The sequence below is a fragment of the Pseudomonas sp. LBUM1658 genome (genome assembly GCF_059716055.1).
On the sequence record NZ_CP166798.1, the window covers coordinates 6,689,310 to 6,713,914 of the forward strand.

22 protein-coding genes and 2 pseudogenes are annotated in these 24,605 nt (G+C 59.8%); 12 read left to right on the top strand and 12 right to left on the bottom strand.

The features are described from left to right. Positions 1-3 precede the first annotated feature (3 nt). The gene (locus tag ACA064_RS30935) at positions 4-1,302 is read right to left on the bottom strand and encodes an MFS transporter (RefSeq protein WP_497671477.1); all 1,299 of its coding nucleotides are present in this window, start codon (positions 1,300-1,302) and stop codon (positions 4-6) included. 364 nt (positions 1,303-1,666) lie between these two features. On the opposite strand from ACA064_RS30935, the gene ACA064_RS30940 reads away from it, so the two are divergent. Both ACA064_RS30940 and ACA064_RS30945 read left to right on the top strand, forming a co-directional pair. Further along, positions 1,667-2,068 carry an acyl-CoA thioesterase gene (locus ACA064_RS30940; RefSeq protein WP_150640794.1) on the top strand — a complete coding sequence of 134 codons (402 nt, stop codon included), beginning with the start codon at positions 1,667-1,669 and terminating at the stop codon, positions 2,066-2,068. Between the two features lie 56 nt (positions 2,069-2,124). After that, positions 2,125-3,024, top strand: a complete 900-nt coding sequence (locus tag ACA064_RS30945) for a D-hexose-6-phosphate mutarotase (protein ID WP_497671478.1) — start codon at positions 2,125-2,127, stop codon at positions 3,022-3,024. A gap of 193 nt (positions 3,025-3,217) precedes the next feature. On the opposite strand, the gene ACA064_RS30950 is transcribed toward ACA064_RS30945, so the two are convergent. The 5 genes from ACA064_RS30950 to ACA064_RS30970 all read right to left on the bottom strand — a co-directional run bounded on the left by ACA064_RS30950 (position 3,218) and on the right by ACA064_RS30970 (position 7,073). Next, positions 3,218-3,754, bottom strand: a complete 537-nt coding sequence (locus tag ACA064_RS30950) for a DUF3299 domain-containing protein (protein WP_497671479.1) — start codon at positions 3,752-3,754, stop codon at positions 3,218-3,220. Between the two features lie 131 nt (positions 3,755-3,885). Continuing rightward, the gene (locus ACA064_RS30955) at positions 3,886-4,131 is read right to left on the bottom strand and encodes a GlsB/YeaQ/YmgE family stress response membrane protein (protein ID WP_497671480.1); all 246 of its coding nucleotides are present in this window, start codon (positions 4,129-4,131) and stop codon (positions 3,886-3,888) included. Positions 4,132-4,238: 107 nt separating this feature from the next. Next, positions 4,239-5,321, bottom strand: a complete 1,083-nt coding sequence (locus tag ACA064_RS30960; RefSeq protein ID WP_497671481.1) for a 5-(carboxyamino)imidazole ribonucleotide synthase — start codon at positions 5,319-5,321, stop codon at positions 4,239-4,241. An 11-nt stretch (positions 5,322-5,332) separates the two neighbouring features. After that, positions 5,333-5,824 carry a 5-(carboxyamino)imidazole ribonucleotide mutase gene (gene purE, locus ACA064_RS30965; protein WP_150640799.1) on the bottom strand — a complete coding sequence of 164 codons (492 nt, stop codon included), beginning with the start codon at positions 5,822-5,824 and terminating at the stop codon, positions 5,333-5,335. Between the two features lie 340 nt (positions 5,825-6,164). After that, positions 6,165-7,073 carry a LysR substrate-binding domain-containing protein gene (locus ACA064_RS30970; RefSeq protein WP_497671482.1) on the bottom strand — a complete coding sequence of 303 codons (909 nt, stop codon included), beginning with the start codon at positions 7,071-7,073 and terminating at the stop codon, positions 6,165-6,167. A 180-nt stretch (positions 7,074-7,253) separates the two neighbouring features. Here ACA064_RS30970 and ACA064_RS30975 point away from each other — a divergent pair, with 180 nt between their 5' ends. The 6 genes and pseudogenes from ACA064_RS30975 to ACA064_RS31000 all read left to right on the top strand — a co-directional run bounded on the left by ACA064_RS30975 (position 7,254) and on the right by ACA064_RS31000 (position 15,363). Beyond that, positions 7,254-8,678 (top strand): aspartate ammonia-lyase, encoded by a 1,425-nt coding sequence (locus ACA064_RS30975; protein WP_489358409.1) that lies wholly within the window; start codon positions 7,254-7,256, stop codon positions 8,676-8,678. A 483-nt stretch (positions 8,679-9,161) separates the two neighbouring features. After that, a complete protein-coding gene (locus ACA064_RS30980) occupies positions 9,162-10,613 on the top strand; it encodes an alanine/glycine:cation symporter family protein (RefSeq protein ID WP_497671483.1) in 1,452 nt (483 codons plus the stop codon). Positions 10,614-10,711: 98 nt separating this feature from the next. After that, positions 10,712-11,716, top strand: a complete 1,005-nt coding sequence (locus ACA064_RS30985; RefSeq protein WP_497671484.1) for an asparaginase — start codon at positions 10,712-10,714, stop codon at positions 11,714-11,716. Between the two features lie 196 nt (positions 11,717-11,912). Beyond that, positions 11,913-12,905 carry an AraC family transcriptional regulator gene (locus ACA064_RS30990; RefSeq protein ID WP_497671485.1) on the top strand — a complete coding sequence of 331 codons (993 nt, stop codon included), beginning with the start codon at positions 11,913-11,915 and terminating at the stop codon, positions 12,903-12,905. Positions 12,906-13,218: 313 nt separating this feature from the next. After that, positions 13,219-14,266 (top strand): annotated as a pseudogene (locus tag ACA064_RS30995) (histone deacetylase family protein). Continuing rightward, positions 14,263-15,363, top strand: coding sequence for a polyamine ABC transporter substrate-binding protein (locus ACA064_RS31000; protein ID WP_497671486.1), 1,101 nt, complete (start codon positions 14,263-14,265; stop codon positions 15,361-15,363). Before ACA064_RS30995 ends, ACA064_RS31000 begins: the two are co-directional and overlap by 4 nt. A 49-nt stretch (positions 15,364-15,412) precedes the next feature. On the opposite strand, the gene ACA064_RS31005 is transcribed toward ACA064_RS31000, so the two are convergent. Both ACA064_RS31005 and pdxR read right to left on the bottom strand, forming a co-directional pair. After that, positions 15,413-15,871 carry a hypothetical protein gene (locus ACA064_RS31005; RefSeq protein WP_497671487.1) on the bottom strand — a complete coding sequence of 153 codons (459 nt, stop codon included), beginning with the start codon at positions 15,869-15,871 and terminating at the stop codon, positions 15,413-15,415. 245 nt (positions 15,872-16,116) lie between these two features. Next, the gene (gene pdxR, locus ACA064_RS31010) at positions 16,117-17,667 is read right to left on the bottom strand and encodes a MocR-like pyridoxine biosynthesis transcription factor PdxR (RefSeq protein ID WP_497671488.1); all 1,551 of its coding nucleotides are present in this window, start codon (positions 17,665-17,667) and stop codon (positions 16,117-16,119) included. A gap of 104 nt (positions 17,668-17,771) precedes the next feature. On the opposite strand from pdxR, the gene ACA064_RS31015 reads away from it, so the two are divergent. Genes ACA064_RS31015 through ACA064_RS31025 form a run of 3 tightly spaced genes read left to right on the top strand, consistent with a single transcriptional unit; the run spans position 17,772 to position 19,543 of the window. Next, positions 17,772-18,395 carry an FMN-binding negative transcriptional regulator gene (locus ACA064_RS31015; protein WP_497671489.1) on the top strand — a complete coding sequence of 208 codons (624 nt, stop codon included), beginning with the start codon at positions 17,772-17,774 and terminating at the stop codon, positions 18,393-18,395. A 9-nt stretch (positions 18,396-18,404) separates the two neighbouring features. Beyond that, on the top strand, positions 18,405-18,854 hold the full coding sequence (locus ACA064_RS31020; RefSeq protein ID WP_497671490.1) for a GNAT family N-acetyltransferase: 450 nt from the start codon (positions 18,405-18,407) through the stop codon (positions 18,852-18,854). A 17-nt stretch (positions 18,855-18,871) separates the two neighbouring features. Continuing rightward, positions 18,872-19,543 carry a GNAT family N-acetyltransferase gene (locus ACA064_RS31025; protein ID WP_497671491.1) on the top strand — a complete coding sequence of 224 codons (672 nt, stop codon included), beginning with the start codon at positions 18,872-18,874 and terminating at the stop codon, positions 19,541-19,543. Positions 19,544-19,803: 260 nt separating this feature from the next. On the opposite strand, the pseudogene ACA064_RS31030 reads toward ACA064_RS31025, so the two are convergent. The 3 genes and pseudogenes from ACA064_RS31030 to ACA064_RS31040 form a co-directional block, all read right to left on the bottom strand. Then, a pseudogene (locus tag ACA064_RS31030) lies at positions 19,804-19,899 on the bottom strand (DNA-binding protein); the annotation flags it as partial. 147 nt (positions 19,900-20,046) lie between these two features. Continuing rightward, the gene (oadA, locus tag ACA064_RS31035; protein ID WP_497671492.1) at positions 20,047-21,852 is read right to left on the bottom strand and encodes a sodium-extruding oxaloacetate decarboxylase subunit alpha; all 1,806 of its coding nucleotides are present in this window, start codon (positions 21,850-21,852) and stop codon (positions 20,047-20,049) included. A gap of 11 nt (positions 21,853-21,863) precedes the next feature. Continuing rightward, positions 21,864-23,279 carry an acetyl-CoA carboxylase biotin carboxylase subunit gene (locus ACA064_RS31040; RefSeq protein WP_497671493.1) on the bottom strand — a complete coding sequence of 472 codons (1,416 nt, stop codon included), beginning with the start codon at positions 23,277-23,279 and terminating at the stop codon, positions 21,864-21,866. Between the two features lie 190 nt (positions 23,280-23,469). Here ACA064_RS31040 and ACA064_RS31045 point away from each other — a divergent pair, with 190 nt between their 5' ends. Next, positions 23,470-24,432: a LysR family transcriptional regulator gene (locus ACA064_RS31045; protein WP_497671494.1), complete on the top strand. Its 963-nt coding sequence runs from the start codon at positions 23,470-23,472 to the stop codon at positions 24,430-24,432. Here ACA064_RS31045 and ACA064_RS31050 read toward each other — a convergent pair. Beyond that, the gene (locus ACA064_RS31050; protein WP_497671495.1) at positions 24,374-24,586 is read right to left on the bottom strand and encodes a PA3496 family putative envelope integrity protein; all 213 of its coding nucleotides are present in this window, start codon (positions 24,584-24,586) and stop codon (positions 24,374-24,376) included. The genes ACA064_RS31045 and ACA064_RS31050 overlap by 59 nt on opposite strands. Positions 24,587-24,605: the final 19 nt, after the last annotated feature.

The window sequence follows — 24,605 nt, forward strand, 5'->3', positions numbered from 1 at the left end:
AAATCAACGCCCCTTTTTCCACAGATACAGACCCACCAACAACCCCATGCTGCAAATAACCGCCACATAGTAGGCCGGGGCCAACGGGCTTTCCTTGAGCATCCAGGTGACGACCATCGGGGTCAGGCCGCCGAAGATTGCGTAAGCCAGGTTGTAGGAAAACGACAAGCCGCTGAAGCGCACGACTGCCGGGAAGGCCTTGACCATCACGTACGGCACCGCGCCGATGGTGCCGACGAACAGGCCCGTCAGCGCATACAGCGGGAACAGCCAGTCGGGGTGGTTGAACAGGCTGTGGTAGAAGGTCCAGGAGGTCAGCAACAGCGCCCCGCTACCGAATACGAACACCCGGCCGGCACCGAAACGGTCAGCCAGCGCGCCCGAAGCCACACAGCCCACGCTCAGGAAGACAATCGCCAGGCTGTTGGCCTGCAACGCAATGGTCGGCGAGAAGTGATAAATGGTCTGCAGCACCGTCGGAGTCATCAGAATGACCACAATGATCCCTGCCGAGAGCAACCAGGTCAGCAGCATCGAGATCAAGATCGCCCCACGATGGTCGCGCAGCACCGCACGCAACGGCACTTCTTCGGCCAGGGCCTTGCGCAGTTGCAGCTCGGCGAACACCGGGGTTTCGTGCAACCAGCGACGCAGGTAGACCGAAAACAGGCCAAATACTCCACCCAGCAGGAACGGGATACGCCAGGCGTAATCGGCGACCTGCTCGGGGGTGTAAATGCTGTTGATCGCGGTGGCGACCAGCGAGCCAAGCAAGATCCCGACAGTCAGGCCGCAGGTCAGCGTGCCGCAGGCATAACCGATATGACGTTGCGGCACATGCTCGGATACGAATACCCAGGCGCCAGGCACTTCACCGCCGATGGCCGCGCCCTGGATCACCCGCATCAGCAGCAGGAGGATGGGCGCCCACATGCCGATCTGCGCATAGGTCGGCAACAACCCCATAATCAACGTTGGCACGGCCATCATGAAGATGCTCAAGGTGAACATCTTCTTGCGCCCCAGCAGGTCGCCAAAGTGCGCCATGACAATGCCGCCCAGCGGCCGAGCCAGATAACCGGCAGCGAAAATCCCAAAGGTCTGCATCAGGCGCAGCCATTCCGGCATGTCCGCCGGGAAGAACAACTTGCCGACCACCGTGGCGAAGAACACGAAGATAATGAAATCGTAAAACTCCAGCGCTCCACCCAAGGCAGACAGCGACAAAGTCTTGTAGTCGTTACGGGTCAACGGACGTGCGGGTTGCGCTGGCTGCGCAATGCTCGAGGGCACACTGGTCATGGCAAGGGCTTCTCTTATTAGTCGGATCTGCAAGCCGCAACAGCGCTGGTTGAGGCCTTACAGGATCGGCACCATAGCAAATTGTTCGAAAAAGCACATAGATGTGCGTAATTGGTGGTCAAAATGAGAACCGGACGGTCGTCGCGGGGTCTATCGACCGATATACTCGCAATCTGCAACGACTTGTAAGGGGTTGCTGTGCGAAAACGCAGTTGGAACCATCCAGCCGGTTTCGCAGAGTTTCCCTTTAGTACGCCTTACGAAAAACGCGACGAACGTAGTATGTTCGGGCTGAATCGTTTTTCCCAAGATGGCTATTCACCTGAAGTACCAGAGAGAGTCACGGGTCAGAGGCACCCCCGGCATGATAGAGCTCGAACAAGAAGATCCAATTCCGCAAGGCGATCTAGCCCTGCAAATCACCGCGCTTCCTCGCGAAACCAACGGCTTTGGCGATATTTTCGGTGGCTGGCTGGTGGCGCAGATGGACCTCGCCGGTACGGCAATGGCCAGCAAAGTGGCCGGTGGGCGCGTAGCTACCGTTGCCATCGACCGCATGGCCTTTCTGGTGCCAGTCGCGGTCGGCGCGCAACTGTCGTTTTACACCCAGGCGCTGGAAATCGGCCGTAGCTCGATTCAAATGATGGTCGAGGTCTGGAGCGACGATCCGCTGTCCAGCGAATGGCGTAAAGTGACTGAAGCCGTATTTGTCTTCGTCGCCATCGATGGCAGCGGACGCACCCGCTCAGTGCCGCCACGGCGTTAAACTCCTGGGCCCTTTGCGGGTCCATTGCAGTGAATGTTCCCGAGTGAGATTGCAGCATGCCTATGCCCAACGTTGAAGCCGTGAAACTGGATGAGCTGAACTGCTGGCGCATCCGCCACGGTCAGGCCGAATTGCTGGTGGCCCAGCAAGGTGCGCACATCCTCAGCTATCAGCTGGCTGGGCAACCGCCGCTGATCTGGCTCAACGATGAGGCCGTGTTCAACACCGGCAAAAGCATTCGGGCCGGGGTTCCAGTGTGCTGGCCGTGGTTCGGCAATCTGGCGCGCAATCCGCAAAGCGTTCAGGACATGCGCCAGAGCACTGAACCCGCCACCGCCCACGGTTTGGTACGGGCGATAGACTGGGAACTGGCCGGAATAGAAGCCGAGGGCGAAAACCTGAATGTCGAGTTCGTTCTGCCACAGCCTGAAGAGGGCTTGCCGGGTTGGCCGCACAAGGTCGAGTTGAAGCTGAACATTCGCCTGCATGAGCAATTGCACATCAGCCTCACCAGCCACAACCTGGGTACTGAAAGCGTAAGCATCAGCCAGGCTCTGCACAGTTACTTCGCCGTCAGCGATGTGCGCAACGTGCACGTCGAAGGGCTGGACGGGTTGAGCTATATCGAGACCCTGGACGACTGGAAGACCTGCACTCAAGCCGGTGATCTGCGCTTTGCCGGAGAAACCGACCGCATCTATCTGGATACGCCCGAACAACTGAGCATTGTCGACCCGGCATGGGAGCGGCGCATTCAGCTGACCAGCCGCGGTTCACGCTCGGCGGTGATCTGGAACCCCTGGATCGAGCGCGCCGCACGCTTCGGCGATATGGCCGACGACGGCTGGCAGCACATGCTGTGCATCGAAACGGCGAATGTGATGGATGACGTGGTGACACTGGCGCCGGGGGCGAGTCATACCCTGGGTGTGAGTGTTGCCAGCAAGCCGCTATAAAGCACCGCGGGTAATTTGTGGCGAGGGAGCTTGCTGTGGCGAGGGGGCTTGCCCCCGCTGGACTGCGCAGCAGTCCCAAAGCCTGCAACGGTATTCTGTCTGACACACCTCAGCTATCGGCTTTACGGCCGCTCCGCGCCCGAGCGGGGGCAAGCCCCCTCGCCACAGGTTCTGCGCCAGGCGAACTTACGTCTTACAAATCCGCCTCCTGCACCACCCTCACCTTCGCCGCATCCAGCGCATAAGCCGCATCAGCCAGATCGTTGTTGACCGTCTCCACCTTCAGCGTGCCGGTCACCCACAGCGGCGTATAGATATCGTCCAGCTTCAACCCCTGCGGATAACGCACCAACACCAGTTGATTGGGCGGTGGCGGCGGTACGTGGATGCAGGCGCCCGGGTAAGGCACCAGGAAGAACAGGGTGCTGCGGCCCTTGGTATCGGTCTCCAGCGGCACCGGGTAGCCACCAATACGAATGTGCTTGTCGTTCATCGCCGGCACGGTTTTGCTCGAATACATCACCGCGGGCAGACCTTTGCTCTGCTTCAAGCCACCCTTTTCGGTAAATGTCCCGTTGGCCTCAGGCGAGTCATGATCGATTTCCGGCATTTTCTCGAGGGCTTTCTGGTCCGACTTGGGCATCAGGTCGAGCCAGTCGGTTTCCGGCAGTTCAGCAGCATGGGCCAGGCCACTGCCCAGCAAGAGGAGAGTCAATAGAAGACGGCGCATGATGGTACTCGGCAAGGAGGAGACGGTGGAACGCCGAGTATTCTAGTGCCCTGTCTCGGAAATGCGGAACAGCCATTTTCGAGACAGGGCACCCTTCTCAGCGTGCGGCGCAGAGAGGGCTTTGTCGCTGATCAGTTCTTTCTGAGCAGGCCGTAGACCACCAGCAAGACCACGGCGCCCACCAATGCACCGATGAAGCCCGCACCCTGGCCCGCCTGATAGATGCCCAATGCCTGGCCGCCATAGGTCGCCGCCAGCGAACCGCCGATTCCGAGCAGAATGGTCATGATCCAACCCATGCTGTCATCGCCGGGTTTCAGGAAACGTGCCAGCAGACCAACGATCAAGCCGATAAAGATGGTTCCGATAATGCCCATGACATTTCCCTCTGTATGAATTGGCTATGCCAAAGCCTAGACAGACTTTGGCATCCTGCCATCAGAGAACGGCGAGGAACGAAGGTTCCCGCCTGCCATGGAGATTGTTACTCGGCGATCAGCGCTTCGACCTTGAGAATCTGTTGCTCAAGGGTGGTTTTGTCGGCGCAGCGCAGGTTGGCGTGACCGACCTTGCGACCGACCTTGAACGCTTTGCCATAGTGGTGCAGATGGCAGTCGGCGATGGCCAGGACCTTCTCGGTCTCCGGCACCTTGCCGATAAAGTTGATCATCGCGCTCTCGCCGACCTTGGCCGTCGAGCCCAGCGGCAGACCAGCAACCGCCCGCAAGTGGTTTTCGAACTGGCTGCATTCGGCGCCTTCGGTGGTCCAGTGACCGGAGTTGTGAACCCGCGGGGCGATTTCGTTGGCCTTGAGGCCACCGTCGACTTCGAAGAATTCGAACGCCATCACGCCGACGTATTCCAGCTGCTTGAGCACACGGCTCGAATAGTCTTCGGCCAGGGCTTGCAGCGGATGCTCGGTGCTGGCCACGGACAGCTTGAGGATGCCGCTGTCGTGAGTGTTGTGAACCAGCGGATAGAACCTGGTTTCGCCATCGCGAGCCCGTACGGCGATCAGCGAAACTTCCCCGGTGAATGGCACGAAGCCTTCCAGCAGACAGGCAACGCTGCCCAGTTCGGCGAAGGTGCCAACCACATCGGCCGGAGTGCGCAGAACTTTCTGACCCTTGCCGTCGTAACCCAGGGTGCGGGTTTTCAGCACGGCAGGAAGGCCGATGGAAGCAACGGCGGCATCCAGATCGGCTTGCGATTGAATGTCGGCGAACGCAGGAGTAGGAATCCCCAGGTCCTTGAACATGCTCTTCTCGAACCAGCGATCGCGGGCGATGCGCAGGGCCTCGGCGCTCGGGTAGACCGGCACGAACTGCGACAGGAACGCCACGGTTTCAGCCGGGACGCTTTCGAACTCGAAGGTCACCAGATCGACTTCGTCGGCCAACTGACGCAAGTGATCCTGATCGCCGTAATCGGCCCGCAGGTGTTCGCCCAACGCCGCTGCGCAAGCATCCGGCGCAGGGTCGAGAAAAGCGAAGTTCATCCCCAGCGGTGTGCCCGCCAGAGCCAACATGCGACCCAACTGGCCGCCACCGATTACACCGATCTTCATCGTCAACAACCTCAGGCGATGCGTGGGTCTGGATTTTCCAGGACGCTGTCTGTCTGCTCAGCGCGGAATTTTTTCAGCACCGTATGGAATTGCGGGTGCTTGGCGCCAAGGATGCTCGCGGACAACAACGCAGCATTGATTGCGCCGGCCTTGCCAATCGCCAGGGTCGCCACCGGAATGCCCGCTGGCATCTGCACGATGGACAGCAGCGAATCGACGCCGGAAAGCATCGACGATTGCACCGGTACGCCGAGTACCGGCAGGTGGGTCTTGGCCGCACACATGCCTGGCAAGTGGGCCGCGCCGCCGGCGCCAGCGATGATCACTTCGATGCCGCGTTCCTCGGCCTCTTCGGCGTACTGGAACAGCAGGTCCGGAGTGCGGTGGGCGGAAACCACCTTCACCTCGTAAGGGATGCCGAGCTTTTCCAGCATATCGGCGGTGTGGCTAAGGGTGGACCAATCGGACTTTGAGCCCATGATCACGCCAACCAGTGCACTCATCGTCGTGCCTCTTCTCTCTGGGCGCCCGCAGGCGCGTCAAAAAACAACAAGCCACGCGGGAGAACCGGCGTGGCTTGTTGTACGAATTCAGGCCGGTCGAACCGGCCAAAGGCCGCGCAGTATACCGTAATGACGCAGATAAACAGCCCCTTCTACGACCATCTGTCATACGACGCAAAGTAGTGGGTTTATTGACTTTCAGGTCAGCAGCCAAGATCAAAAGATCGCAGCCTGCGGCAGCTCCTACGCCGAGCCAGAGCAGCCGCACGATTGCATGTGAACGCAAATTTTGTAGGAGCTGCCGCAGGCTGCGATCTTTTGATCTTGGTTGCACCGCAATTCACGTACCCTGCGCCGCCCCACCCTCCAGCTTGCGCCAGAGCAACCGCACGTTCGCCTTGCGCACCAGAGCGCAACGATACAGACGAATCTCCAACGGCACATGCCACTGCGGGCCGCCACAGACCACCAGCTCGCCGCGGGCAAGTTCGGCGCGCACGCTCAGTTGCGGGACCCAAGCGATGCCCAGCCCCTCCAACGCCATGCTTTTCAGGCTATCGGCCATGGCGGTTTCATAAACAGTGGTAAACCGCAGGGCGCGCTGACGCAGCAGCAAGTTCACCGAACGCCCAAGAAAGGCGCCGGCGCTGTAAGCCAGCAGCGGCACACTGGCTTCGCCTTCCAGATCGAACAACGGCTTGCCGTCCGCGTCGGCGGCACAAACCGGGAGCATTTCGGTATGCCCAAGGTGCAGCGAAGGAAAGATTTCCGGGTCCATCTGCATGGCCGCATCGGGGTCGTAGAAGGCCAGCATCAGATCGCAGCCGCCTTCACGCAGCGCGTGCACGGCATCGCCGACGTTGGTCGCGACCAGCCGCGTGGCGATGTTCAGGCCTTCATTGCGCAGTTGCGCGATCCAGCGCGGGAAGAATCCCAGCGCCAGGGAGTGCGCGGCGGCGACCTGCATCACTTCGCCCTGCCCGCCTTCCAGGTGATGCAAATGCCGCAGCACCTCGCCGAGTTGCTCGACCACGGTGCGTGCGGTCACCAGAAACAGTTGTCCCGCCGCCGTCAGCTCGATCGGCGTGCGCGAACGGTTGACCAGAGTCAGGCCCAGCGCGGCCTCAAGGCTGCGAATCCGCCGACTGAACGCCGGCTGGGTGACGAAACGTCGCTCGGCAGCCTGGGAGAAGCTGCGGGTGGCGGCCAGAGCACTAAAGTCCTCGAGCCATTTGCTTTCCAGATTCATCACGTCCTCCCGAACACGCACCATTTTAGGTCATACGCTCGACGCCCAAGCGGCGTCACATCGACATTATGCCGTTTATGCATAGGCCAGTGTTTAACAGCATTGGCCCTAAATTGCCCGCAAGCCTAGCATTGACAGTGTTCCGGCATAGCCCGGGTCCATATCGAGATGATTTCTATCATGTCCTCCGCTGCATCTTTCCGCACAGAAAAAGACCTGCTTGGCGTACTCGAAGTACCTGCTCAAGCGTATTACGGCATCCAGACCCTGCGAGCGGTGAACAACTTCCGTCTCTCCGGCGTTCCGATTTCGCATTACCCGAAGTTGGTTGTCGGCCTGGCAATGGTCAAACAGGCCGCCGCTGACGCCAACCGCGAGCTGGGTCATCTGAGCGAAGCCAAGCACGCTGCCATCAGCGAAGCCTGTGCCCGTCTGATCCGCGGCGATTTCCACGAAGAGTTCGTGGTGGACATGATTCAGGGCGGCGCTGGCACTTCAACCAACATGAATGCCAATGAAGTCATCGCCAACATCGCGCTGGAGGCCATGGGCCACAGCAAGGGCGAGTACCAGTACCTGCACCCGAACAACGACGTGAACATGGCGCAGTCGACCAACGACGCTTACCCGACGGCTATCCGCCTGGGCTTGCTGCTCGGTCACGACGCCCTGCTCGCCAGTCTCGACAGCCTGATCCAGGCCTTCGCTGCCAAGGGCACCGAGTTCAGCCACGTCCTGAAGATGGGCCGTACCCAACTGCAAGACGCCGTGCCGATGACCCTGGGCCAAGAATTCCGCGCCTTCGCCACGACCTTGAGCGAAGACCTCGCGCGTCTGAAAACCCTCGCTCCCGAGTTGCTGACCGAAGTGAACCTGGGCGGCACCGCGATCGGCACCGGCATCAACGCCGACCCGCGCTACCAACACCTGGCCGTATCGCGTCTGGCAATCATCAGCGGTCAACCGCTGGTACCGGCCGCCGACCTGATCGAAGCCACGTCCGACATGGGCGCCTTCGTACTGTTCTCCGGCATGCTCAAGCGTACCGCGGTCAAGCTGTCGAAGATCTGCAACGACCTGCGCCTGCTGTCCAGCGGTCCGCGCACCGGCATCAACGAAATCAACCTGCCGGCGCGTCAGCCAGGCAGCTCGATCATGCCCGGCAAGGTCAACCCGGTTATCCCCGAAGCGGTGAACCAGGTGGCATTCCAGATCATCGGCAACGACCTGGCGCTGACCATCGCGGCCGAAGGCGGCCAGCTGCAACTGAACGTGATGGAGCCTTTGATCGCCTTCAAGATCTTCGACTCGATCCGCCTGCTGCAACGGGCCATGGACATGCTGCGCGAGCATTGCATCGTCGGCATCACCGCCAACGAGGAACGTTGCCGCGAACTGGTCGAGCATTCGATCGGCCTGGTCACCGCGCTGAACCCGTACATCGGCTATGAAAACGCCACCCGCATCGCTCGTATCGCCCTTGAAAGCGGTCGCGGCGTGCTGGAACTGGTGCGCGAAGAAGGCTTGCTCGACGATGCCATGCTCGCCGACATCCTGCGCCCGGAAAACATGATTGCTCCGCGTCTGGTGCCTTTGAAGGCTTAACCGAACGCCGGCTCTTTCAACGAAGAGCCACGCTCACCAGGTCGAGGGACTAGACACCTCTCACCTTTTGAGGGCTTGGGGATTTACTCCCCAGGCCCTTTTTTTTTAACCCTCTTACGGATTTCCCCAACATGTTGTGTGTGTCCAATGCCTCCAAGATCGCAGCCTTCGGCAGCTCCTACAGGGATTGACGTACACCCGTAGGAGCTGCCGAAGGCTGCGATCTTTTGATCTTCGTTACATCGCTCGCACCAAACCCGTGCAGACGGACGGCACTCTCATAGGTATAGTGCCGCCCCTCTTCGCGTGAGCGGTCGTCGGTAACGAGGCCCAAACCCATGCGAAACCCGAACTAACAACAACCCGCGATATGGAATCGGGACGAACCTTCGCCCCACCTGTTTTGCCGTGCGCAGACCGGTGTAAGACGATGTTTCGAACCAGCCAGCATTTGCCTACATAAAAAACAGCGAGGAATACTCCATGCTCGAAGTCATCAACGACTTCCTCTCAGGAAAAGTACTGATCGTGCTCATTGTCGGGCTCGGTAGCTACTTCACGATCCGCTCGCGTTTCGTACAATTGCGTCATTTTTTCCACATGTTTTCGGTATTCGGCGATAGCCTGCGCAGCAGCGCCGGCCAGCTCAGCTCATTCCAGGCACTGATGCTCAGCCTCGCCGGCCGGGTGGGTGCGGGCAACATTGCGGGTGTCGGCATTGCCGTGACCCTGGGTGGCCCCGGTGCGGTGTTCTGGATGTGGGTGACCGCGCTGGTCGGCATGTCCAGCAGCTTCTTCGAATGCTCCCTGGGCCAGCTCTACAAGCGCTGCGACTCCGAAGGTCAGTACCGTGGCGGCCCGTCCTATTACATCCAGCATGGCCTGGGTAAACGCTGGCTGGGCATGGTCATGGCGGTGTTGCTGCTGGTGACCTTCGGCTTCGCCTTCAACGGTCTGCAATCCCACGCTGTGACCCACTCGCTGAACAACGCTTTCGGCCTCGACACCACCTACACCGGCCTGGCCCTGGCGGTACTGCTGGGCCTGGTGTTCATCGGTGGCATCAAGCGGATCGCCAAGGTTGCTGACCTGCTGGTGCCGGTGAAAACCCTGGTGTACATCGGCGTGACCATCTATGTGATCGTGCTTCAGTTCGACCATGTACCTTTGATGCTGATGACCATCGTCAAAAGCGCGTTCGGTCTGGACCAGGCTTTCGGCGGGCTGATCGGCAGCGCCATCGTCATGGGCGTGAAACGCGGCGTGTTCGCCAACGAAGCCGGCCTGGGCAGTGCGCCCAACGTTGCCGCCGTGGCCTCGGTCGAGCACCCGGTGGCACAAGGCGTGGTTCAGGCATTCAGCGTGTTCCTCGACACCTTCGTGATCTGCACCTGCACCGCGTTGCTGATCCTCCTCTCGGGCTTCTACACCCCGGGTTTCGAAGGCGACGGCATTGCCCTGACCCAGAACTCCCTGGCGGCGGTAGTCGGTGACTGGGGCCGGATGTTCATCAGCGTCGCGCTGGCGTTGTTCGTATTCACCTCGATCCTCTACAACTACTACCTGGGCGAGAGCAATCTGCGCTTTTTGATCGGCGACAACCGTAAGGCGCTGATCGGTTACCGTGCGCTGGTGCTGGTATTGATCTTCTGGGGCGCCATCGAAAACCTCGGCACGGTGTTCGCCTTCGCCGACATCACCATGACCCTGCTGGCCTTCGTCAACCTGATCGCGCTGTTCCTGCTGTTCAAGGTCGGCATGCGCATTCTGCGTGACTACGACGACCAGCGCGCGGCGGGCATCAAGACACCGGTGTTCGATTCCAGCAAGTTCCCGGACCTGGATCTCGACCTGAAAGCCTGGCCCGCCAATCCGCCAGCAGCAATCACTCAAACCGAGGCCACACCTGCAGTCGTGAGCGCAGCGCAACGCTGATCGCCAAAACCGGGCGCAATCCGTTGCGCCCGACGTGACACACCGCGCGGTCAGCGTCATGCTCGACCGTACGGTGTACTCGTCCAGGAGATTCCCACATGAACCCCGAAAACTATCCCGCAGCGCAACACGTCATGGTGCTCTACACCGGCGGCACCATCGGCATGCAAGCCAGTGCCCACGGCTTGGCCCCGGCGTCCGGTTTCGAAGCGCGGATGCGCGACTACCTGCACAGCCAGCCAGAGCTGGTGGTACCGGACTGGCGTTTCTGCGAAATGGCCCCGCTGATCGACAGCGCCAACATGACCCCCGCCTATTGGCAGCGCTTGCGTGAAGCAGTCATCGACGCCGTCGACGTCCAGGGCTGCGATAGTGTGCTGATCCTCCACGGCACCGACACCCTCGCTTACAGCGCCGCGGCCATGAGCTTCCAGCTGCTTGGTCTGCATGCGCGAGTGGTGTTTACCGGCTCGATGCTGCCGGCCGGCGTACTCGATAGCGATGCCTGGGAAAACCTCAGCGGCGCGTTGGTCGCGCTGGGTCAAGGCCTGGCACCAGGCGTGCATTTGTACTTCCACGGCGAACTATTAGTGCCGACCCGCTGTGCGAAAATTCGCAGCTCTGGTCGTCATCCGTTTGCCAGATTGAAGCGTAACGGTGGCGTGGCCAAGGCGCCGTCAGTTCCCGTTCAGCTGGAATACCATCAGAGCAAGCAACTGGCCCAGGTTGGTGTATTGCCGTTGTTTCCTGGCGTTGGTGCCGAACAACTGGATGCTCTGTTCAATAGTGGTATTCAGGGATTGGTGCTCGAGTGCTTCGGCAGCGGCACAGGGCCAAGCAACAACCCCGAGTTCCTTGCCAGCCTGCAACGGGCGCGGGACAACGGCATAGTGGTCGTAGCAATCACTCAGTGCCATGAAGGCGGGGTGGTGCTGGACATCTACGAAGCCGGCAGCCGTTTGCGCGACACTGGTGTGTTGTCCGGTGGCGGCATGACTCGCGAGGCGGCATTCGGCAAGTTGCATGCGTTGATCGGTGCCGGGCTGGAAACGGCTGAGATTCGGCGGTTGGTTGAGCTGGATTTGTGTGGTGAGTTGAGCTGACTCAACGCTGCTACAAGGGCGGTGCAATACCTGTGGGAGCGTGGCTTGCCCGCGAAGAACGATAACGCAGTGAATTTGAAAAAACGCGGTGTTTGCTTCGCGGGCAAGCCCGCTCCCACAGAGATTGCGGTCCACCCAACAGCTTCTGCGGCACACAACTTGCTCCTTTCCAGCAACCCCAACGCTGGAACCGAGCATGCTCCACTCGCACCTCACCACTCTCAACGCAGTCTCCCTAATCCTCAGCACCTTCAAGGCCGAAGGCCTTTCCAACGAAGCACTGTTGGCCGGAAGCGGTATCAGCGCGGCGGATCTGAGCCGGGCGGACACGCGCATCACCACCAACCAGGAAATGCAGGTCTGCGCCAATGCAGTCGCCCTCAAGCGTGACATCGGCCTGGAATTGGGCAGGCGCATGCATGTTTCCTCCTACGGCATACTCGGTTATGCCCTGCTCACCAGTGCCACCTTAGGTGACGCTTTGCGTCTGGCGCTGCGCTATCCGGCGCTGTTGGGAACACTTTTCGAGCTGAGCCTGGAGGAGGATGGCGAGTGCATCTGGCTCATGGCCGGCGACTATCGGGAAAACCCGGCGCTGGCGGTGTTCAACATCGAATTCTGCCTGGTCTCGATGAAAGTCATCTGTGACGACCTGCTGGGTCACCCACTGCCATTACTCGGCGCCCGCTTCGAATATTCCGCGCCGGACTACCAGCCCCGCTACACCGAGCACTTTGACTGCCCCTTGCAGTTCGGCGCCGCGGCCAATGCCTTCGCCTTCGACAAACGCTGGCTCGATCGACCGTTGCCGCTGGCCGACACCATTACCCACCAGGCCATGGCTGAGCGCTGCCGCAAACAGAATACCGAGTTCACCGGGCGTCAGGCCTGGCTCGGGCGAATACGCCAGCTGCTCACCGCGCAACTCAACGCCGCACCCGGGCTTGAGGGTCTGGCCGAGCAAATGAATTGTTCGTCGCGCACCCTGCGGCGGCACCTCAAGGACCTCGGCTGCAGCTATCAGGAATTGCTCGACGAACTGCGTTTCGAACGGGCCAAGCAAATGCTTTGCGAGGATCAGCTACCGATTTACCAGATCGCCGAAGCCCTGGGCTTCAGCGAAACCGCGAGTTTCCGCCATGCCTTCGTGCGCTGGAGCGGTGTGGCGCCTAGCCAGTTCAGGCCTTGAGTGATGCTTTGTCTGGAATACCGTTATCGCGAGCAAGCTCGCTCCCACAGTGGTTTTGCGTCGTACACAAATACGCAAACTGCTGAAGATCGAATGTGGGAGCGAGCTTGCTCGCGATAGCGCCCTCAAGAACACCAAAGGAATCGCTAACAAAACCGCGCCCCGTGTGGGGGCATCAATCGCGCCAATAAGGGGCGAATTTCGGTCAAACTTTTTGGCCATATCGATCCCCTTTTGGCCTTTCCAGCCGTTCCCCGAAACGCCGCCCGCCGCAAGACTGTGAGCAACCGAATCAGCCTGCGGAGAATAAGAAATGCTGACGATTTACTCGGACGACCACCATCTGCACCACGGCCGCTGCGAATTGATGGATGGGCAACTGATGCCCTGCTTCGAAATGCCTTCACGTGCCGATCACGTTCTACAACGGGTTCAATTCCGCGACCTAGGTCCGGTAGAGGCACCACAGGATTTTGGACTCGACCCGATCGCGCGGATACACAGCCGCGAGTATCTGGAATTCTTCAAGGGCGCCTGGCAGCGTTGGACCGAGTTCGGTCGCGAGGGCGACTTACTGCCCTACACCTGGCCGGCCCGCACCCTGCGCTCGGTCATGCCGAAAAGTCTCCATGGCCAGCTCGGCTACTACAGCTTCGACGGCGGCGCACCGATCACCGCCGGTACCTGGCAAGCGGCCTATAGCGCAGCGCAAGTTGCACTCACCGCCCAGGCTGTCATCCAACGAGGCGCTCGCAGTGCCTTTGCTTCTGTGTCGACCACCGGGACATCACGCCGCCAGTGATTTGATGGGCGGTTATTGCTACCTGAACAACGCCGCCATCGCCGCCCAGGCATTCCTCGATCAAGGCCATAAAAAGGTCGCGATTCTCGACGTCGACTATCACCACGGCAACGGCACCCAATCGATTTTCTACGCGCGTAGCGACGTGCTGTTCGCCTCGATTCACGGCCACCCGGAAGCTGAATTTCCGTTCTTCCTTGGTTACGAAGACGAGCGCGGCGAAGGCGCTGGCGAGGGTTTCAACTTCAACTACCCTCTGGCCGCAGGCTCAGGCTGGGACACCTGGAGCGCCGCACTGGAACTGGCCTGCAAGGAGATTGAAGGCTACGGCGCCGATGTCGTGGTGGTTTCCCTCGGCGTCGACACCTTCAAGGACGATCCAATCTCCCAGTTCAAACTCGACAGCCCGGATTACCTGAGCATGGGCGAGCGCATTGCGCGCCTGGGCAAGCCAACACTGTTCGTCATGGAAGGCGGTTACGCGGTAGAGGAAATCGGCATCAACGCGGTGAACGTTCTCGAAGGTTTCCAGAGCGCCAATGAGGAATCGGCACAATGAACAGTCTCAAGAGTTTTATCGCTACAGCGCTGTGCGCCCCCCTGCTCACCGGCGCGGTACAGGCTGAAGAGCGCACGTTGCGGGTCTACAACTGGTTCGACTACATCACCCCCAAGGCTCTGGAAGATTTCAAGGCTCAGAGCACCCAGGTGAAACTGGTCTACGACATCTTCGATACCAACGAAGCCCTTGAGGCCAAGCTGCTGACCGGCAACTCCGGCTATGACGTCGTTGTGCCGTCCAACGTGTTCCTGGCCAAGCAGATCGAAGCCGGCGTGTTCCAGCCTTTGGACCGCAGCAAACTGCCAAACTGGAACCACCTCGACCCCAAGCTGATGAAACTGCTCGAAACCAACGATCCAGGCAACAAATTCGCCGTGCCGTACATGTATGGAACCATCCTGATCGGCTTCAACCCGGACAAGGTCAAGGCCGCGCTGGGCGACAACGCGCCGGTGGACAGCTGGGACTTGATCTTCAAGGAAGAGAACATCAGCAAACTCAAGCAGTGCGGCGTCGCCCTGCTCGACTCGCCGTCGGAAATTCTGCCACTGGCTCTGCAATATCTCGGCCTGGACCCCAACAGCAAAAAGCCTGCGGACTACGCCAAGGCGGAAGCGTTGCTGATGAAGATCCGTCCGTACATCACCTACTTCCACTCTTCCAAGTACATGGCCGATATCGCCAACGGAGATATTTGCGTCGCGGTCGGTTACTCCGGCAGCTTCTCCCAGGCTGCCAACCGCGCCAAGGAAGCCAAGAACGGGGTGATCGTCGACATGCGCCTGCCCAAGGAAGGCGCGCCGATCTGGTTCGACATGCTGGCAATCCCCAAAGGTGCCAAGAACCCGGAGGATGCCTACACCTTCATGAACTACCTGCTGCAACCTCAGGTGATCGCGCCGGTCAGCGACTTCGTCGGCTACCCGAACCCGAACAAGGACGCCACCGAGATGGTCGACCCGGCAATCCGCAACAACCCCAACCTGTACCCGACCGAAGCGGCGATGAGCACGCTCTACACCTTGCAACCCTTGCCACGGGATGCAGAACGGGCACGGACACGGGCGTGGACCAAGATCAAATCGGGGACGTAAAACCCTAAGAGCCTCCTGTCGTTACTGACAGGAGGTTTGTTGTCTAAGGTCAGGACAATCGATGCAAGGTGCTTACCTTGAAAGTGGCTTCAGTTATTTTTTTGTAAGGTAACCCTTCAACCAGCTTCACATTGAACGAACCAGAGAACTCGCGATGGGTGGCACAACCAATGCCCGCCTTGCCGTGTTCCGCGGGATATTCCTGAGACGGCTCTCCTGCGTTCTCAATTATATAACCAATGGTAACTTTCCCATCGAGACTGACATCATATTCGCCAGCACCAAGATCATCATCAGCGGCCACTGATATATATCGACGGTTATTCCCCTCATAAATGACCCCCACCACCATCCTTACACCAAAACTTATAAAACCGCGAATGTCCTGCGCGGTGAAGGAAACGCCATCAATCAGTGCAGTAAAGTAGTCTCCCGCTGCCTGCTGTGCGCCTTGACACTTGGTCGCCTCGATCGCTGCTTTCAGGCACTTTGCGTGTGAATGTTTCATCTATATATTCCTTGATGGGCAATGTAGAGCCGACAACCTGGCCGACACTTTTAGTTGATATGAGCACTTCATCAGTGGCCACCTAAATATTTATGCCCTTCGACATACACCGTCAATTCTGAAGAATGGTTTGATTGTAACCTCGTGATAAAAGAATAGTCCGCGAGTAATGAACACAACCAAAGCCCTCGCTCCGCCGTGACGAGAAACCTCGCCGCCTGGTTACGCCGCCCGCCTTTTATCCATCATCCGGACCAAACCTTGCGCAACCGTTCCAAGGCGGCCTCGATTGCCGCCTCCGGCACCGCTGCGAATCCCAGGACCAGGCCCGCACGCTCATTTTCGGCAACGCTAGAGTCCGGCAGCCAGTAACTGCTCAATCCATTGATTTCCACATCGACACTCGCAGCTTGTTCGAGCAGTTCGCGTTCGCGAGCCAGGCTGTCCACCCGCACCGTCAGGTGCAGCCCGGCCGCCACACTGGGCAAACTGCCAACTCCGGGGATATCCACAGGCCAGCCGGCCATAAGGGTGTTCCGCCGACTCAGCGCCGCCCGCCGCATGCGGCGGATATGCCGCTGAAAATGCCCGGCCGCAATGAAGTCGGCCATGACCACTTGGGTGCTGACTTCCGAGTGCCGAACATCCACTGCCCGCCGCTGGGAGAAGGCTTCCACCAGCGCCATGGGCAAGACCAGATAGCCGAGCCTCAGCGCCGGGAATGCAACCTTGCCGAAGGTCCCGACATACAACACTCGCCCCTGCCGATCCAGCGCGGCCAAGGGTGCCAGCGGTGCACCGCTGTAACGGTATTCGCCGTCGTAGTCATCCTCGACGATCCAGCCTTGGGTGCGCTCGGCCCAGGCCAGCAATTCCAAGCGCCGGGCCAGACTCATGATCACCCCGGTCGGGTACTGGTGAGACGGCGTGACATAGGCCAGTCGGCAATCACTGAAGGTCTCCAGTTCAGCGCAGTCCATGCCCTCGCTGTCCACCGTCACGCCGCGCAACTTTGCCCCCGCCACGGCAAAGGCATGGCCGGCAGCACGGTAGCCAGGGTTTTCCACAGCCACCCCATCGCCAGGCTCCACCAGCAGCTGTGCACAAAGGCTAATTCCCTGTTGCGCGCCACTGGTGATCACTATTTGTTCAGCACTGCACTGCATGCCTCGCGAGCTGCGCAAATAGGCCGCTATCAACCCACGCAAACGCTCGTCACCCTCAGGTGCGCCGTAGCACAGTTGCTGCAGGTCGGGCTTGCGCCAGAAAGCCGCATTCAGCTTGGCCCAGACCTCGAACGGGAACAGATCAAAAGCCGGTACACCGACCCGAAAAGCCCTTGGTGGACCACTGGGTGGCTTGGGCAAATGATGCCTTTCCACCCGATCGAGTGCACCGCCGTGGATAACTTTACTGGATGTAATGACAGGTAAATCGATCGAATTTGTGGATAACCCTGTGGGTAAACCTGTTGAAAACCCTGTGGATACTTTTGTGGATAGTTTTTTCGCGGGTAGCGCAGTTTCAGGCAGTTGCGCCACATAAGTGCCATCTCCCACGCGGCCTTCAATAAACCCTTCGGCGTACAGCTGATCGTAGGCACGAACTACGCTGTTACGAGAGATAGACAAAGCCACTGCCAGATCCCGGCTGGCCGGCAAACGCGTGCCGCTGGCCAGACGCCCGTCGAGCACCCGCATCCGCAGCGCCTGATACAGCTGACGGCTCAAGCCCTGGCGACGATCCAGCTCGATCCCCGCAGGGTTGAACGACAAGGACAGCAACGGGTTGCTCATCGCAATGGACCTTTAGCAATGGACCTGTGAAATTGGTCATTAATGGCTCTTACAACAGACCAATAGCCTGCCTAGGATACAGGCATTCGCCAAGGAAAATTCTCATGTACATACCCAGCGCATTTGCCGAACAAGACCTGCCACATCTGCACCAGCAGATCCTCAACACTCGCTTGGCGACGCTGGTCACCTACAGCGAGCAAGGCCTGCAAGCCAGCCACCTGCCGTTGCTGCTAAGCCCCGAGCAAGGCCCCAATGGCACCCTCTACGGGCACCTGGCCAGGGCCAATCCGCAGTGGCGGGAACTGGAGACGGGCGCCGAAGCGCTGGTGATTTTTGCCGGTGCCGACGCCTACGTCAGCCCGTCGTTCTATCCGAGCAAAGCCGAGCACGGCAAAGTCGTGCCGACCTGGAATTTCCTTGCCGTGCATGCCTATGGCAGCGCCGAAGTGTTCAGCGATGCGCAGCGCTTGCGCGACCTGGTCAGCGCCCTGACGGATCGCCATGAAGCCGGCCGCGCACAGCCGTGGAAGATCGACGACGCGCCCGCCCACTACATCGACGGTATGCTCAAGGCTATCGTCGGCTTCGCCTTGCCAATCCAGCGCCTGGAAGGCAAACGCAAGCTCAGCCAGAACCGCAGTACCGCAGATATCACCGGCGTGCGCGAAGGGTTGGCCGCCAGCCCCGACCTGCACGACCAGGCCCTCGCCCACTTGATGCGTTAAGGAATGACCATGAGCCAGATTGAAATCCGCCGAGTCACCGCCGAAGACCACGCCGCCTGGCTACCGTTGTGGCAAGCCTACCTGCGGTTTTACAACACCGAACTGGCCGACGCTATCACCCAAAGCACCTGGCAGCGTTTTCTCGACCCGAGTGAACCGACCCACGCGGCCCTGGCCTGGGACGGTGAAAAAGCCGTGGGCATGGTGCATTTCATCTACCACCGCTCCAACTGGAGCATCGAGAACTCCTGCTACCTGCAAGACCTGCTGGTAGTCCCGCAAATGCGCGGCACCGGCGTTGGTCGGCAGCTGATCGAATTCGTCTACGACACCGCCCGCAACGACGGCTGCGCCAAGGTCCATTGGTTGACCCATGAGAGCAACGCCACGGCCATCCAGCTCTACGAGCGCATCGCCGAACGCCCCGGCTTCATCCAGTTTCGCAAAGGCCTTCTTTAAGGTTCAAGGAGAACAGCATGTCGACTTCACTCGCCAATTGGAAAGGCGTCCCGGCGCCCTCGGTCAAACTCATCGAAGGGCGATTCATCCGCCTGGAAAAACTCGACCCGGCACGTCACGGCGAGAGCCTGTGGCAAGCCCTTGAAGGGCCCAATGCCGACCCGAAACTCTGGGACTATCTGCCTTATGGCCCGTTCGCCGAGCGCGCTGTGTTCGATGACTGGCTGAACAACCACGCGGCCAATAGCGACCCGTATTTCTTCAGCGTGATCGACCCTGCCAGCGGCGAGGTCCAGGGGATTCTCAGCCTGATGTCGATCGTGCCAGCCCAGGGCCGGATCGAAATCGGCCACGTCACCTTCGGCGCGCCGATGCAACGCTCGCCGAAAAGCACCGAGGCGGTTTACCTGCTGGCCAAAGAGTCTTTTGCCCTGGGTTATCGTCGCCTGGAATGGAAGTGCAACAACGACAACGCCCGTTCCAAATACGCGGCTGAGCGCCTGGGCTTCAGTTTTGAAGGGGTGTTCCGCCAGCACATGGTGGTCAAGGGTCAGAACCGTGACACGGCGTGGTACTCGATTCTGGATTCGGAGTGGCCGGCAATTGGTGCGGGGTTTGAAAAGTGGTTGAGCGAGGAGAATCAGGCCGGATCTGGCCAAGTCAAAACGCTGGTGGAATGCCGCGGATAAACCATCGGTTTATCGTCGCCTGACAAGCCGCCAACGCGGGCAAGCTCCAATGCCGGTCAAGTCAAGGATTTTGAGACGAGCATCGCACCTGTGGCTAGGGAGCTTGCCCCCGCTGGGGCGCGCAGCGGCCCTAAAAGCCGGGCACCGCATTGCGACAGGGAGAACGCATCGGCTGGATTTACGACTGCTGCGCAGCCGAGCGGGAGCAAGCTCCCTCGCCACAATTGAGCGCAAGACCCGGGATTTGAGTGTTCTCACGCTCAGCTGATGTTCCTGCGAATTCTCACCACCCCCATCTGCAAACCGAACGGCCGGAACACGGCATTCAGTGATTTCAGCGTCTGATTCCCTTCCCCTGTCTGACAGACCGCGTCATCGTTCTTCGCGGGCAAGTCCGGCTCCCACAGGGTATTTGGGCAGCCCGGCAGGTGTTTCAGCCAGGCGAAAAAAAGGGGAGCACATGCTCCCCCGAGGTTTAAAGCGTTTCAGTCAAAGGCTGTAAATCAGCCTTCGATCTCGATCAGGACTTCGCCCGGGTTGACCCGGTCGCCCTTGGCCACATGGATGGCGGTGACTTTGCCGGCGATGGCCGATTGAACTTCTGTTTCCATCTTCATCGCTTCGGTGATCAGCACGGACTGGCCGGCTTTCACGGTGTCGCCTTCCTTGACCAGCACATCGACGATGTTGCCCGGCATGTTGGTGCTGACGTGGCCCGGTGCCGTGGCTTGCTTGCGCTTGCTGCTACCGCCGCTGACGAATTCGTTGAGCGGCTCGAACACCACTTCTTCCGGCATGCCGTCGATGGACAGGTAGAAGTGACGCTTGCCTTCAGCCTTGACGCCAACGCCGGTGATGTCGACGCGGTAGGTTTCGCCGTGGACGTCGATAACGAACTCGGTCGGTACGCCTTCGCCACCAGCCGCGGTCGCGCCGCCGGCTTCTGGAATCGGCAACAGCACTTCCGGAGTCAGGGTGCCGGCTTCGCGCTCTTCGAGGAACTTGCGGCCGATGTCCGGGAACATGGCATAAGTCAGCACGTCCTCTTCGGACTTGGCCAGCGCGCCGATGTCGTTACGCAGTTTGGTCATTTCCGGCTTGAGCAGATCGGCCGGACGCACGTCGATCACGTCTTCGCTGCCGATGGCCTGGCGACGCAGTTTCTCGTCGACCTGGCCCGGCGCCTTGCCATAACCGCCTTGCAGGTAGAGCTTCACTTCGTTGGTGATGGTCTTGTAGCGCTCGCCGGCCAGCACGTTGAAGAACGCCTGAGTGCCGACGATCTGCGAGGTCGGGGTGACCAGCGGCGGGTAGCCAAGGTCTTTACGGACCCGCGGGATCTCCGCCAGCACTTCGGCCATGCGGTTCAGTGCACCCTGCTCTTTCAACTGGTTGGCCAAGTTGGAAATCATCCCGCCCGGTACCTGGTTGACTTGCACACGGGTATCGACCGCGGTGAACTCGCTTTCGAACTGGTGATATTTCTTACGCACGGCGTAGAAATACAGGCCGATTTCCTGCAACAGCTCCAGACTCAGACCGGTGTCGTATTCGCTGCCTTTAAGCGCGGCGACCATCGACTCGGTGCCCGGGTGGCTAGTGCCCCAGGCGAAGCTGGAGATCGTCGTGTCGATATGGTCGGCACCGTTCTCGATCGCCTTGAGCTGGCACATCGAGGCCAGTCCAGCGGTGTCATGGGAGTGGATGAACACTGGCAGCGATTGTTCGCTTTTCAGTGCCTTGACCAGCTCGCCAGTGGCGTACGGGGTCAGCAGACCGGCCATGTCCTTGATCGCCACCGAGTCGCAACCCATGGCTTCCATTTGCTTGGCCTGGGCCACGAACGCCTCGATGGTATGCACCGGGCTGGTGGTGTAAGCGATGGTGCCCTGGGCGTGTTTGCCGGCGGCTTTCACCGCTTCGATGGCCACCCGCAGGTTACGCACGTCGTTCATCGCATCGAAGATGCGGAACACGTCGATACCGTTGACCGCGGCCTTGGCAACAAAAGCCCGGACCACGTCGTCGCTGTAATGGCGGTAGCCCAGCAAATTCTGCCCGCGCAAGAGCATTTGCAGACGGGTGTTAGGCAAAGCGGCGCGCAGTTTGCGCAGACGCTCCCACGGGTCTTCCTTGAGGAAGCGTACGCAGGCATCGAAAGTCGCGCCGCCCCAGACTTCCAGCGACCAGTAGCCGACTTTGTCGAGCTTGTCGCAGATCGGCAGCATGTCGTCGGTGCGCATGCGGGTCGCCAGCAGCGATTGGTGGGCGTCACGCAGGATGGTGTCAGTTACATGGATCTTGGACATTGTTGTATTCCTCACAGGCCTGCGTGGGCGGCAATGGCGGCGGCGATGGCCAGGGCCAGCTCTTCGGGTTTGCGCTTGATCGAGTAGTTGGTCAGTTCCGGATGGCTTTCAACGAAACTGGTGTTGAACTGACCACTACGGAATTCCGGGTTACGCAGGATTTCCTGGTAATAGGCGGCGGTGGTCTTGACCCCTTGCAGACGCATGTCGTCCAGGGCGCGCAAGCCACGGTCCATCGCTTCTTCCCAGGTCAGCGCCCACACCACCAGTTTCAGGCACATCGAATCGTAGTACGGCGGAATGGTGTAGCCGGTGTAGATCGCCGTGTCGGTACGAACGCCGGGGCCGCCGGGCGCGTAGTAACGAGTGATCTTGCCGAAGCTCGGCAGGAAGTTGTTTTTCGGGTCTTCGGCGTTGATCCGGAATTGCAGCGCGAAACCGCGGTGCTGAATGTCTTCCTGCTTGACCGAAAGCGGCAGACCGGAGGCGATGCGGATCTGCTCGCGAACGATGTCGATGCCGGTGATTTCTTCGGTGATGGTGTGTTCCACCTGCACCCGGGTGTTCATCTCCATGAAGTACACCTCGCCCTCGGCGAGCAGGAACTCCACGGTACCGGCGTTCTCGTAACCCACGGCCTTGGCTGCACGCACCGACAGGTCGCCGATATAGGCGCGCTGTTCCGGGGTCAGTTGCGGGCTCGGGGCGATTTCGATGAGCTTCTGGTTGCGGCGCTGGATCGAGCAGTCACGCTCGAACAGGTGCACCACGTTGCCAAAACTGTCGCCGAGGATCTGCGCTTCGATATGCTTGGGATTGACGATGCATTTTTCCAGGAATACTTCCGCCGAACCAAAGGCTTTGGTCGCTTCGGAAATCACCCGAGGGAAGGCTTGTTCCAGTTCTTCACGGCTGTTGCAGCGGCGAATACCGCGGCCGCCACCACCGGAAGTGGCCTTGAGCATCACCGGGTAACCGATGCGGTCGCCTTCAACCAGGGCTTCGGCGATGTCCGCGACGTTGCCTTCGGTGCCCGGGGTCACCGGCACACCGGCCTTGATCATGCTGCGACGGGCTTCGGTCTTGTCACCCATGCGGCGAATGACTTCTGCCGAGGGCCCAATGAACTTGATCCCGCGTTCGGCGCAGATATCTGCCAGCTCGGCGTTCTCCGACAGGAAACCATAACCGGGATGCAGTGCATCACAACCGGTTTCCACTGCCAGGTTCACCAGCTTGCGCGGGTTCAGGTAGCCGGCCAGAGGGTCGGCACCGAGACTGTGAGCCTCATCTGCGCGCTTCACATGCAAGGCATGGCGATCGGCGTCAGAATAGACCGCGACCGAGCGAATACCCATCTCGGCGCAGGCACGTACGATTCGTACGGCAATTTCCCCACGGTTGGCGATCAGGATCTTTTTTATCACTTGGAGGTTCCCTTGAGCCGATTGCACCAACGACCCGCTAGACCGGGTCGACGAGTGACCAAATGTTTCAAGTCAGTCGCAACACCCACACTAGTCCTCTGAAGGGATTAACAAAAATCAATAATAATTGGGTTGGCCATAAGTAAAGACTTATAGTTGATTGATCAGCCCGCGGCGAGAGTCTTAAAAAATGCGTAAGTCCTTGATGCGTATGACATTGCGCCAGCTGCAGATTTTCAACGAGGTCTGCGATTTACGCTCCTACAGCCGTGCAGCCGAGGAAATGTCTCTCACGCAGCCGGCCGTCAGCCTACAAATTCGCCAGCTGGAAGAGCTTATTGGTCAGCCTTTGTTCGATTATGTCGGCAAAAAACTCTACATGACCGAAGCCGCCGAAGCCTTGCAACGGGCCAGCCGGGACATTTTCGGGCGCCTGGCAAACCTCGACATGCAGTTGTCGGACATGCAGGGCTCGTTGCAGGGGCAACTGAAGCTGGCAGTGGAATCCAGCGCCAAATACTTCGTACCGCACCTGTTCGCCGCCTTCAAGCGTCTGCATCCGGAGGTCAATCTACACCTGATGGTGATCAACCGGGCCCAGGCCATTCGACGCCTGTCGGACAATCGTGACGACCTGGTGATCATGTCCATGGTCCCGCAGGACATGGGCCTGGAGTTTCTGCCATTCCTCAACAACCCGATCATCGCCGTGGCGCCGCCTGACCATCCGCTGTGCCATATGGGGCCGCTGCGCCTGCAGGATCTGGAGCCTTATACCCTGCTGTTGCGTGAGCAAGGCTCAGGCACGCGACTCGCGTGTGAGGAGTATTTCAAGGAAAAGCGCGTGCATTTCTCGCAAACCCTGGAGGTCGCTTCGGCGGAGGCCCAGCGCGAATGCGTGGTGGCGGGTCTGGGCGTGGCGCTACTGACGCGCCACGCTCTGAACCTGGAGTTGGCCACCGGCACGCTCAAGGAGTTGCCCGTGGAAGAGCTGCCGCTGTACCGCAGCTGGTGCTTGGTGCAGGCCAAAGCCAAGCGCCTGTCACCGGTGGCGCATGCGTTCCTGGGATTTATCCGCAGCGAACGGGTACAGATCAGCGGGCTGGCTGAGCGTTTCGACGGGAAGCTGCCGGTGTCGCCTGCCAGTAATTGAGTTCCACCGAGTCGGACAAGTCGCCAATCTCGGCGAGCAACTGACGCTGCTCGCAACGGTGCTCGATCGCGCGGCGAAATTCCATACGGCGCTGGTCTTCTTGCTGACGACGGGTTCTGACGGCGCTATTGCGTGGATCGTAGGACTGGGCCATTTCGAGTCTCCCAAGACGA